This is a genomic window from Pseudomonas sp. WC1, assembly GCF_050586565.1.
Taxonomy (GTDB): Bacteria; Pseudomonadota; Gammaproteobacteria; order Pseudomonadales; family Pseudomonadaceae; genus Aquipseudomonas.
In genome coordinates, this window is sequence record NZ_JBOBDQ010000097.1 from 1 (window position 1) to 11978 (window position 11978).

Consider the following 11978-nt stretch of genomic DNA (forward strand, 5'->3'; position numbering starts at 1 on the left):
TTTGTCGCCCTGGTTATCGGTGCCTGGCGTGCCAGTGCCCGGCTCATCGGTCACGGTCGTGGTGACCGTGTTGTCGCCGAGAGTCAGCTTCTCGAAGTTGTCGCCACCGGCGACCGACTCGATCTTGTTGGCGATAGAAGGCTGGCCGCCGACGAACACGTCATCCGCAGCCGTGATGGTGAAGGTACCGCTGGCGCTGCCGGCCGGAACGGTGACTTTGGTGCCATCGGTCAGGGTGAAGGTCAGGCCGTTGTGGCCATTAACCGGCAGACCCTGGGCATTGGTCAGGGTGACGGTGTAAGTGATCTGGCCACCTTCCGACACAGTGGTCTTGTCGGCGGTCAGGGTCGCGACGACTTCGCTGATGGTGTCGGTGATCTGCACCGAGGCGTTGCCGCCCAGTTCCAGGTTCTCGAAGGACTTGCCGTCAACGGCAGCATCGGTGATGCCGACAGTCAGGGTATCGCCATCCTTGAATACGTCATCGCCCTGGGCCTTGGCCTTGTACTCGGCTTCGGTCTGGCCAGCAGGGATCACCACCTTGTCGCCATTGGACAGGGTGACGGTCAAGTCGTGGTCGAGCTTCTGGCTGACCTTGACGGTGAAGGCTGGCTGCTGGTCTTCGTTGACATCGCCTTTGCCGACGATGGTGACGGTGACCTTGTCGCCCTGGTTGTCGGTGCCTGGAGTGCCGGTACCTGGCTCGTCAGTCACGGTGGTGGTGACCGAGTTGTCGCCGAGGGTCAGCTTCTCGAAGTTGTCGCCACCGGCAACGGATTCAATCTTGTTGACGATCGAAGGCTGGCCGCCGACGAATACGTCGTCAGGAGCCGTGATGGTGAAGGTGCCGCTGGTGCTGCCTGCCGGAATGGTGACCTTGGTGCCATCGGTCAGGGTGAAGGTCAGGCCATTATGGCCGTTGACCGGCAGACCCTGGGCATTGGTCAGGGTCACGGTGTAGGTGATCTGGCCACCTTCGGACACAGTGGTCTTGTCGGCAGTGAGGGTTGCGACCACTTCACTGACGGTGTCGGTGATCTGCACGGTGGCATCGCCACCCAACTGCAGGCTCTCGAAGGTCTTGCCCGCCACGCTGGCATCGGTCACGCCGAGGGTCACGGAGCCGGCGTCCTTGAATACGTCGTCGCCCTGGGCCGGCAGGCTGTAGGTGGCCTGGGTCTGGCCGGCGCTGATGACCACAGTGGCGCCATTGGACAGGGTCACGGTCAGGTCATGGTCGAGCTTCTGGCTGACCGATACAGTGAAGGTCGGCTGTTCGGCCTCGGTCACGTTGCCATTGCTGGCGATGCTGACGGTCACCGTGTCGATGCTGTCGCTGATCACGGTCTGGGTCGGCGTAGTGTCGGGTTCCAGCTTCTCGAAGTTGCCACCGGTGACACCAGTGATGCTGGTGCTGACCGTGCTGCCGTTGACGAATACGTCGTTAGCGGGGGTCTGGAAGTCGACGCTGCCAGTGCTTTCGCCAGCCTTGACGGTAATAGTCTGGCCATTGGACAGAGTGACGGTGACCGGAGTCTGGGCCGGGTTGGTCAGGGTCACGGTGTAGGTGATCACGCCGCCTTCGCTGACGCTTGGAGTCGCGGTCAGAGTGGCGGTGGTGGTGTCGATCGAGTCGTTGATCTTCGTTTCCGCTGGTGCCGGGTTCGGCTCCAGTTTCTCGAAGTTGCCGCCCGTTGCCTCCGTGATCGTGGTACTGACAGTACTGCCGTTGTTATAGACGTCGTTGGCCGGGGTCTGGAAATCGACGCTGCCGGACGACTTGCCAGCCTCGATGGTGACGGTCTGGCCATTGGACAGAGTGACGGTGACCGGAGTCTGGGCCGGGTTGGTCAGGGTCACGGTGTAGGTGATCACGCCACCTTCGGTCACGCTTGGGTTGGCGGTCAGCGTGGCAGTGGTGGTATCGATGGTGTCGGTGACCTCGGTCACCGCCGGCGTGGTGCTTGGCGTGACGATCAGGCCGTTGCCGCCGCTGGTCCCGGTGATGGTCGCGGAGATCTGGCCGCCATCGATGTAGGGCGTGTCGTTGGCCGGGACATTGACGTTGACGGTGCCGGTGGTCTGGCCCGCCGGGATCACGATGACAGCGCCATTGGACAGGGTCACGGTCAGGTTGGTCAGCGGTGGCTGGCCGACGGTGGCGGTATAGACAATTACGCCACCCGCCTCGGTGATCGTGGGAGTGGCGCTCAGGGTCAGGCCTGTGGTGAGCGGGGCGTTGGTGGTGTTGGTACTGGCGTTGTTGCCGTCCAGCCCGCCCTGCTCATCAATACCCAGCCCGTTGGCAAAGCCTATTGGGCCGGTGGGGAAGCCGATGGTCGGGTCGACCACCCCGGCGGTTTCCTGGAGCAGGACGAAGCTATGCCCGCCGCCTACCGAACCGCCGCCTGCCGCGGCCGGGCCGGCTGCGGTGGCCTCCAGTTCGGTGGTCGGGTCGACGCCGGCGGCGATGGCTTGTTGCAGCTCCTCGACCGAGGGCGCCGCCTGGGCGGTGGCCTGGCTCAGGTCGATGCTGCTGTCGGGGGCGTCGGCACTCCACTGGGTGTCGCGACCGAGGTCGAGCAGACGGCCGTCGGCCAGCTCCAGAGTGACCGCGCCGCCAGTGCCGGTGTCTACCTGTTCACCGGCAAGCAGGCGATCGCCTTCGATCAGTACGCGCCGGATGCCTTCTGGGGAAACTGCGATGACTTGGCCAACAATGCTTTTGACGATGGCAACAACAGTGCTCATTGGACTCTCCGGACTACCCGTTCAGTTGGCTTCCATGCCCGGCCGGCATACGAAGGCGGCGACTGATGGAATGTTTCAATAATGTTTTTGACGCACAATTGCGTCAATTTTACGTCTATAATTTCTGGCTATTAAGTTTATGCCAAACTATTGACCTTCTGGCTGCCATCCTAAACAATCGCCAAGGTAATGTCACATTGATATTTGGCCAGCCAAGCCCTTTCTTTTGTATTAATCCGCACTGCCTATTCGGAAGCTTCCTACATACAGATCAGGGTTCGCCATTTTCCAAGGCAGGCACGGCTTCGATTGTGATTTGGGACAACAGCTCTCTCGGGAACCAGTAAAAATGCGTGCGTCACTGTTCACCGCTCTTCCTTTCGCTCTCGCCGCCTCTTTCGCTCAAGCACAAACCTTGCCTGAAGCCATGCAGAAGGCCCTCGAGGTACACCCGGAAATCCAGGCCGGCGTGAACGCCCGTACGGCTGCGGATTACCAACTGCGTGCAGCCCAGGGCGGCTATTTGCCGCGGGTCGATGTGACGGCCGGTTATGGCCGCGAGGGCACCGACAGCCCAAGCACCCGCAACCGCTGGGAGACGCTCAACCGTGGCGAATCGGCGATCCGCCTGCGGCAGATGGTCTTTGACGGTTTTGCCACCTCCAGCGAGGTCGGGCGTCAACAAGCCACCGTCAACGCTCGCGCCTATTCATTGCTGGGCACCTCCGAGCGTACCGCGCTGACCGTCGCCCAGGTCTACCTGGACGTCCTGTCGCGCCGTGAGATGGTGCGCCTGGCCGAAGAAAACCTGCGCAACCATGAGCGCATCCTCGACCAGATCAAGTTGCGCACCAGCCGTGGCGTAGGCCGCATGGCCGACCTCGACCAGGCTGAAGCGCGCCAGGCCCAGGCCCGCAACAACCTGATCACCGAGCAGACCAACCTGGCCGATGCCAACACCAACTACCTGAGCGTCGTCGGGCAAATGCCCGACGAGTTAAGCACGCCCGCGCCATTTGTCGACCTGCTGCCGGCCACCCTCGAAGAGGCGCGTCACCAACTGGTCGAAGAGAGCCCGATCCTGCGTTCGGCCGAGTCGGACATCGCGGCTGCCGAGAAGCAATACGAAGCGGCAAAGTCTACTTTCTATCCGCGTTTCGATGCCGAACTCGGACGAACGGCCGACAACAACCTCGACGGCGCGGTGGGCCACAACAACGAGTGGCAGGCCATGCTGCGCATGAACTTCAACCTGTACGCCGGCGGCAGCAACAAGGCGGACCTGGAATCGAAGTCGTATTTGGCCAACCAGGCCCTGGACGTTCGCAACAACGCCTTGCGCCAGCTCAATGAGGAGTTAGGCTTGGCATGGAATGCTCTGGAAAACGCCAACGCCCAGGTGCCGATCGCCCAGCAGTACGTCGATCACAGCAACCGGGTGCGCAGCGCCTACCAACAGCAGTTCGGCCTGGGCGAGCGAACCCTGCTCGACTTGCTCGACAGCGAGAATGAAACCTTCACCGCCCAGCGTCGTCTGGTAGAGGTGAAGAACATACAAATGTTTACTCAGTACCGAATCAAGGCGACCATTGGCCAGCTGCTCAAGAGCCAGGGTGTCGTAGCCCCGATGGCCACCGTTGTGCAGAACGACCTGAAACCCAAGGTGAACCTGCCAGGCATGAACTGAAAGGCGCCTTGAACCCACCCCCGCAAGGATGAAGAGAGCGCCGCGTGGAATCCGAAGTCAGTCGAGTCCAACTCAGCCACGATCCACGCAGTCAGCATGACGACCCGCTGCTGGACAGTCTGCTGACCCTGTGTGTCCTGCATCAGAAGCCCGCCAGCCGGGCCATGCTGACCACCGGGCTGCCCTTGCCCTCGCAACGCCTGACCGCCGAGCTGCTGCCGCGTGCGGCCGCCCGGGCCGGGCTGCAGGGGCGCCTGTTGCAGCGCAAGCTGGAGCAGATACCCAGCATCGCCATGCCGGCGATGCTGCTGCTCAAGGAAGGCCGCTGCGCGGTGCTGCTGGGTTGGGAAAACGAGGACACCGCGCGGCTGCTGCTCAGCGAGAGCGACGGCGGCGAAGTGCATGTCACCCGTGAGGCGTTGCAGGGCGACTACAGCGGCAAGGTGTTCTTCGCCCAGCCCCAGCACAAGTTCGACGTCAACCACGGCAACCTGATCCCACGCGCGCGCTCCTGGTTCCGCGACACGCTGCTGCGCAGCAAATGGCTGTACATCGATGCCATCGCCGCCAGCCTGGTGATCAACCTGATCGCCCTGGCCGCGCCGCTGTTCGTGATGAACGTGTACGACCGCGTCGTGCCCAACCAGGCCACCTCGACGCTATGGGTGCTGGCGGTAGGTATCGCCGGGGCCTATGTCTTCGACCTGATTCTGAAGGGGCTGCGCAGTCTCTGTCTGGACCTGGCCGGCAAGAAGACCGACCTGATCATCTCGGCGACGCTGTTCGAGCGCATCGTCGGCATGGCCATGAAGTACCGCCCGGCGCGGGTCGGCAGCTTCGCCCAGAACATCCATGAGTTCCAGGGCCTGCGCGATTTTCTCGCCTCGCTGACGCTGACCAGCCTGATCGACCTGCCGTTCACCCTGCTGATCCTGATGGTCATCGCCATCATCGGCGGGCACCTGGTGTGGATCCCGGTCCTTGCCTTCCCCTTGGCCCTGGGTATCGGCTACGCGTTGCAGAAGCCGCTGATGGCGACCATGGAACGCACCATGGCCCTGGCCTCCGAGCGCCAGTCGAGCCTGATCGAGACCCTGGCCGGCTTGGACGGGATCAAGGTCAACAACGCCGAGAGCGAGCGCCAGTACATGTGGGAGCAGACCCTCGGCACCCTCAGCCGCCTGGAACTGCGGGTCAAGGTGCTTTCAGGCCTGGCCATGAACATCACCCTGCTGATCCAGCAGTTGGCCGGCGTGGCGATGATCTGCGTGGGCGTGTACCTGATCATCGACGGCAACCTCAGCATGGGCGGCCTGGTGGCCTGCTACATGCTCAGCGGTCGCGCCCTTGGCCCGCTGGGCTCGCTTAACGGCCTGCTGGCCCGCTACCAGCAAGCCAAGGTGACCATGGTCGCCACCGACCAGATGATGGAACTGCCCCAGGAGCGCAACTTCGAAGAGCGTCCGCTGAGCCGCCAGGTCCTGCAGGGCGCCATCGAGTTTCGCGGCGTCGAGTTCACCTACCCGAACCAGCAGAACCAGGCGCTCAAGGGTATCAACCTGAACATCCGACCAGGCGAGAAGGTCGGCATCATCGGCCGCAGCGGCTCGGGCAAGAGCTCGCTGGCCAAGCTGATCGTCGGCCTGTACGAGCCGGACAACGGCTCGCTGTTGGTCGATGGCGTGGACATCCGCCAGATCGACGTCAGCGAACTGCGCCACAACATCGGCTATGTGCCCCAGGATATCCAGCTGTTGGCCGGCACCCTGCGCGACAACCTGGTCAGTGGCGCCCGCTACATCGAGGACGAGTTGATTTTGCAGGCCGCTGAGTTGGCCGGCGTGCACGAATTCGCCCGCCTGCACCCCGACGGCTACGAGTTGCAGGTCGGCGAGCGCGGGCAGAACCTCTCCGGTGGCCAGCGACAGAACGTCGCCCTGGGGCGGGCGCTGCTGCTCAACCCGCAGATCCTGCTGCTCGACGAACCCACCAGCGCCATGGACAACACCGGTGAGGAGCGCCTCAAACAGCGCCTGGCCGCGGTCATCGAGAACAAGACTGTGCTGCTGGTCACCCACCGGGCGTCGCTGCTGTCGCTGGTGGACCGGTTGATCGTCATCGATCGTGGACAGATCGTCGCGGATGGCCCGAAAGCCGCCGTCATGGATGCGCTGAAGAAGGGGCAGATCAGTGTTGCATAAGCTGGATATGGGGCGTTTCAAGGACAGCCTGCGCCGCTACTTCAAGGGCTCCGAGTCGCTGGCCGGGCAGCCGCTGCCCGAGGTCAACAAGGCGCTGATCGAGGACGCGCCGCGAGTGGTGCGCCTGACCATCTGGGGGGTGATCGCGTTCTTCCTGTTTCTCATCGTCTGGGCCAGCGTCGCGCCCATCGACGAGGTGACGCGCGGGGAGGGCAAGGCCATCCCGTCGTCCAAGGTGCAGAAGATCCAGAACCTCGAAGGTGGCATCGTTGCCGAGATCTTCGCCAAGGAGGGGGAGATCGTCGAAGTCGGCCAGCCGCTGCTGCGTCTGGACGAGACCCGCTTCGCCTCCAATGTCGACGAGACCGAGGCTTCGCGTCTGGCCATGGCCTTGCGCGTGCAGCGCCTCACGGCCGAGGTCGAGGACAAGCCGCTGCAGATCGACGAAGAGCTGCGCAAGGCCGCGCCGAGCCAGGCCGCCAACGAGCAATCGCTGTACCAGAGCCGTCGCCAGCAGTTGCAGGACGAGATCGGCGGCCTGCAGCAGCAGTTGGTGCAGAAGCAGCAGGAGCTGCGCGAGTTCAATTCCAAGCGCGCCCAGTACGCCAACAGCCTGCAGTTGTTGCGCCAGGAAATCTCGATGTCCGAGCCACTGGTGGCTCAGGGTGCTATTTCCCAGGTCGAGGTACTGCGCCTGCGCCGCGCCGAGGTCGAGAACCGGGGCCAGATGGACTCCACCACCCTGGCCATCCCGCGGGCCGAGGCGGCGATCAAGGAGGTCGAGAGCAAGATCGAGGAGACCCGCGGCAAGTTCCGCAGCGAGGCGCTGACCCAGCTCAACGAGGCCCGTACCGAGCTGAACAAGGCCACCGCCACCAGCAAGGCGCTGGACGACCGCGTGCACCGCACCATGGTCATCTCGCCGGTGCGCGGTATCGTCAAGCAGCTGCTGGTCAACACCATCGGCGGCGTGATCCAGCCCGGCAGCGACATCATCGAGATCGTGCCGCTGGACGACACCCTGGTGGTCGAGGCGAAGATCCTGCCCAAGGACATCGCTTTCCTGCACCCGGGCCAGGAAGCCACGGTCAAGTTCACCGCCTATGACTACACCATCTATGGCGGGATGAAGGCCAAGCTCGAGCAGATCGGTGCCGACACCATCACCGACGAAGACAAGAAGACCACCTATTACCTGATCAAGCTGCGTACCGAGAAGAGTCACCTGGGCACGGAAGAGAAGCCGCTGCTGATCATCCCGGGGATGGTGGCCACGGTGGATATCATGACCGGCAAGAAGACCATCATGAGCTACCTGCTCAAGCCGATCATCAAGGCGCGCTCCGAAGCCTTGCGCGAGCGTTGATCGCGCGCGGGGGCGGAAATCCTGTGGGAGCGGGGCAAGCCCTCTCCCACGCCCTCGCTTTGTAGGCTGGAGCAGGGCTTAGCATATTCATATGAATATGCAATAAAGGTATTTAAATTACTGTTCTTATGCCTTTATAGTCATCCCACTGCGTACCCGCTGACCAATCGGCGCGCCGCACGACTCGAACCCACACGGGCAATCCCCGTGCGTTTCCGATCGTTGCGCGCCCTGGAGTCGCGCACTGCGTGGGAGTGAACAATGCCAGCCGCCTCTAACGCCTTGTCGACCATCGACAGCGCCCAACCGCAAACCTTCGACATCCGCTCGTTCCCCGGCGCCGTTGGCGCCGAGATCATCGGCCTCGACCTGAGCCGTCCGGTCAATGCCGAGGATTTCATCCGCATTCACCGCGCCCACCTGGACCACCATGTCCTGGTGTTTCGCGACCAGCGCATCACCCCTGAACAACAGATCGCCTTCAGCCGCCGGTTCGGCGAACTGCAGATCCATGTGCTCAAGCAGTTCCTGCTCACCGGCCATCCCGAGATCCTGATCGTGTCCAACATCGTCGAGAACGGTCGCAACGTCGGACTGGGCGACGCCGGCAAGTTCTGGCACTCGGACCTGTCGTACAAGGAACTGCCGAGCCTGGGCTCGATGTTGCACGCCCAGGAGCTGCCCAGCGAGGGCGGCGACACCTTGTTCGCCGACATGCACAAGGCCTGGGACGCGGTGCCCGACGCCCTGCGCCGGGTCGTCGAGGGCCGCAGTGCCGCCCATTCCTATACCGCCCGCTACGCCGAGACCAAGTTCGAAGGCAACTGGCGCCCGACGCTGACCGCCGAGCAACTGGCCCAGGTCCAGGAGGTCATCCACCCGGTGGTGCGTACTCATCCGGAGAACGGCCGCAAGGCGCTGTTCGTTAGCGAAGGCTTCACCACCCGTATCGTCGGCCTGCCGGATGACGAAAGCCGCGACGTGCTGCAACAGCTGTACGCCCTGAGCGTGCTGGAGCAGAACATCTACCGCCATCAATGGCAGCCCCACGACCTGGTGTTCTGGGACAACCGCTCGCTGATCCACCTGGCCACCGGTTGCCCCGCGCACCTGCGCCGCAAGCTGTACCGCACCACCATCCAGGGCGATGCCCCGTTCTGACGACTGAGGAAATACACCATGCGCAAATCCATCAGCCGCCTGGCGGCAAGTATCGGCCTGGGCGCCAGCTTGGGTCTAGGCAGTCTGGCGGCGCCCACCGTGGCTCACGCCGAAGGGCAGATCCGCATCGCCGAGCAGTTCGGCATCGTCTACCTGCTGCTCAACGTGGTCCGTGACCAGCAACTGATCGAGAAGCACGGCAAGGAGCAGGGTCTCGACATCAAGGTCGACTGGGCCCAGCTCTCCGGTGGCGCGGCGATCAACGACGCGTTGCTGTCCGGCTCGGTGGACATCGCCGGCGCCGGCGTCGGGCCGCTGCTCACCGTGTGGGATCGCACCAAGGGCCGCCAGAACGTCAAGGCCGTTGCCTCACTGGGCAACTTCCCCTACTACCTGGTCAGCAGCAATCCCAATGTGAAGACCATCGCCGATATTTCCGAGAAAGATCGTATCGCGGTCCCGGCGGTAGGGGTTTCGGTGCAGTCGCGCTTCCTGCAGTATGCCGCCGCACGGCAGTGGGGCGACAAGGAATACAACCGCCTGGACAAGTACACCCTGGCCGTGCCGCACCCGGACGCCACTGCGGCCTTGCTGGCCGGCGGCACCGAGCTTAACGGGCACTTCTCCAACCCGCCGTTCCAGGACCAGGTACTGGCCAACAAGAACGTGCACGTGGTGCTCAACAGCTACGACCTGCTCGGGCCCAACTCACCGACCCTGCTGTTCGCCACCGAGAAATTCCGCAAGGACAATCCCAAGACCTACAAGGCCTTCGTTGATGCCCTTGCCGAAGCCGCCGACTTCGCCCAGAAAGACAAAGCCGCCGCGGCCGATACCTACATCCGCGTGACCAAGGCCAAGATCGACCGCGAGGCGCTGATCAAGCTGATCGACAATCCGCAGTACGAATTCACCGTCACTCCGAAGAACACCTACAAGCTGGCCGAGTTCCTCTACCGGGTCGGCGCGATCAAGCACAAACCCGAATCGTGGAAGGACTATTTCTTCCAGGATGAACGCCCGCTGCAAGGGAGCTGAGCGCCGATGACCGCCCCATTGCCAGGCCACGCGGCCAGCACCCTGAGCCGTGTCGCCACGCCACCGCTGCTGGCGGTGGACAACCTGAGCCTCGAATACCGCACTGCCCAACGCGTGGTGCGGGCCACCCATCAAGTCAGCTTCGAAGTCGACCGCGCCGACCGTTTCGTCCTGCTCGGCCCGTCCGGCTGCGGCAAGTCCACCTTGCTCAAGGCCGTGGCTGGCTTCATCGAACCCCGGGAAGGGCGGATCCTGCTGCAGGGCCAGCCGGTACGCGGCCCTGGGCCCGACCGCATCGTGGTGTTCCAGGAATTCGACCAGCTGCCGCCCTGGAAAACGGTGAAGCAGAACGTGATGTTCCCGTTGCTGGTGTCCGGCCAGCTCAAGCGCGCCGAGGCCGAAGAGCGGGCGCTGCATTACCTGGAGAAGGTCGGCCTGGCCGCCTTCGCCGACGCATACCCCCATACCTTGTCCGGCGGCATGAAAGCCCGCGTGGCGATCGCCCGGGCACTGGCCACGCAACCGAAGATCCTGTTGATGGACGAGCCGTTCGCCGCGCTCGATGCGCTCACCCGGCGCAAGATGCAGGAGGAGCTGCTGCTGCTGTGGGAAGAGGTGCGTTTCACCCTGTTGTTCGTCACCCATTCCATCGAAGAGGCGCTGGTGGTGGGCAACCGCATCCTGCTGTTGTCGCCGCATCCCGGGCGCGTGCGGGCCGAGGTGCACAGCCATCAGTACGACCTCGGCAGCCTCGGCGCCAGCGACTTCCAGGCCAGTGCCCGACGCATCCACCGGTTGCTGTTCGACGAGGCCGACGCCCCGCAAAACGCGGGTGATCTGGGTTTCAACGATATCCGTATTGCCTACTGACAGGAGCCAGGACATGACCACGACACCTGTACGCCAGGAATACGAAGTGCTGTTGCAACCCCTGCCCGGAGTGCCGCTGGAGCGCGCGCTGCCGCTGGTGCAACGGTTGTGGCAACAGGGTTGGCTGCGCAAGGCTGTGATCCTGATCCTGATACTGCTCGCGGCGGCCTGGGAGGCGGTGGCTCGCTACACCGGCAACGACCTGCTGCTGCCGGGCTTCCTGCAGACCTCCAGCGCATTGTGGGACGGGCTGCTCAGCGGCGAGCTGCCAGCCAAGGTCGGCGTTTCGCTGGTGGTGCTGCTCAAGGGCTATGTGCTGGGCATCGTCCTGGCATTCGGCCTGACCAGCCTGGCCGTCTCGACGCAGCTGGGGCGCGACCTGCTGGGCACGCTGACCTCGATGTTCAACCCGCTGCCGGCCATAGCCCTGCTGCCGCTGGCCTTGCTCTGGTTCGGCCTGGGCGACAACAGCCTGATCTTCGTGCTGGTGCACTCGGTGCTATGGGCGCTGGCGCTGAACACCTACGCAGGCTTTCTCGGTGTGTCCGAGACCCTGCGCATGGCCGGGCGCAACTACGGGCTGCGCGGCCTGCGTCTGGTGTTGCACATTCTGGTGCCAGCGGCGCTGCCGTCGATCCTGTCGGGGCTGAAGATTGGCTGGGCCTTCGCCTGGCGCACGCTGATCGCCGCCGAACTTGTGTTTGGCGCCAGCAGTGGCAAAGGCGGGCTTGGCTGGTACATCTTCCAGAACCGCAACGAGTTGTACACCGACAAGGTGTTCGCCGGGCTGGCGGTGGTGATCCTGATCGGCCTGTTGGTGGAGGGGCTGGTGTTCAACACCCTCGAACGGCTGACCGTTCGGCGCTGGGGGATGCAGCGCTAGTGTGTTGCCTGTACCGGCCTC

General features: G+C 63.6%; 8 protein-coding genes. 7 read left to right on the top strand and 1 reads right to left on the bottom strand.

All coding sequences use genetic code 11. The features are described 5' to 3' along the window. On the bottom strand, positions 1 to 2751 hold a 2751-nt coding region (locus ACQ4OD_RS25855; protein WP_430945182.1), incomplete at its 3' end, for a retention module-containing protein. 349 nt (positions 2752 to 3100) lie between these two features. Between ACQ4OD_RS25855 and ACQ4OD_RS25860 the strand changes: the two genes are divergently transcribed. From ACQ4OD_RS25860 to ACQ4OD_RS25890, 7 genes are all read left to right on the top strand, one after another. Beyond that, positions 3101 to 4438 carry a TolC family outer membrane protein gene (locus ACQ4OD_RS25860; RefSeq protein ID WP_430945183.1) on the top strand — a complete coding sequence of 446 codons (1338 nt, stop codon included), beginning with the start codon at positions 3101 to 3103 and terminating at the stop codon, positions 4436 to 4438. A gap of 44 nt (positions 4439 to 4482) precedes the next feature. Further along, complete coding sequence (locus ACQ4OD_RS25865) at positions 4483 to 6639, top strand: type I secretion system permease/ATPase (protein WP_139667791.1); 2157 nt, start codon at positions 4483 to 4485, stop codon at positions 6637 to 6639. 7 nt (positions 6640 to 6646) lie between these two features. Then, positions 6647 to 8005, top strand: coding sequence for an HlyD family type I secretion periplasmic adaptor subunit (locus ACQ4OD_RS25870; RefSeq protein WP_177485973.1), 1359 nt, complete (start codon positions 6647 to 6649; stop codon positions 8003 to 8005). Between the two features lie 261 nt (positions 8006 to 8266). Further along, the gene (locus ACQ4OD_RS25875) at positions 8267 to 9166 is read left to right on the top strand and encodes a TauD/TfdA dioxygenase family protein (protein WP_430945184.1); all 900 of its coding nucleotides are present in this window, start codon (positions 8267 to 8269) and stop codon (positions 9164 to 9166) included. An 18-nt stretch (positions 9167 to 9184) separates the two neighbouring features. Beyond that, positions 9185 to 10204 carry an ABC transporter substrate-binding protein gene (locus ACQ4OD_RS25880; protein ID WP_139667797.1) on the top strand — a complete coding sequence of 340 codons (1020 nt, stop codon included), beginning with the start codon at positions 9185 to 9187 and terminating at the stop codon, positions 10202 to 10204. A 6-nt stretch (positions 10205 to 10210) separates the two neighbouring features. Next, positions 10211 to 11074: an ABC transporter ATP-binding protein gene (locus ACQ4OD_RS25885; protein WP_102684985.1), complete on the top strand. Its 864-nt coding sequence runs from the start codon at positions 10211 to 10213 to the stop codon at positions 11072 to 11074. 13 nt (positions 11075 to 11087) lie between these two features. Beyond that, on the top strand, positions 11088 to 11957 hold the full coding sequence (locus ACQ4OD_RS25890) for an ABC transporter permease (protein ID WP_430945185.1): 870 nt from the start codon (positions 11088 to 11090) through the stop codon (positions 11955 to 11957). The last annotated feature ends 21 nt before the right edge of the window (positions 11958 to 11978 follow it).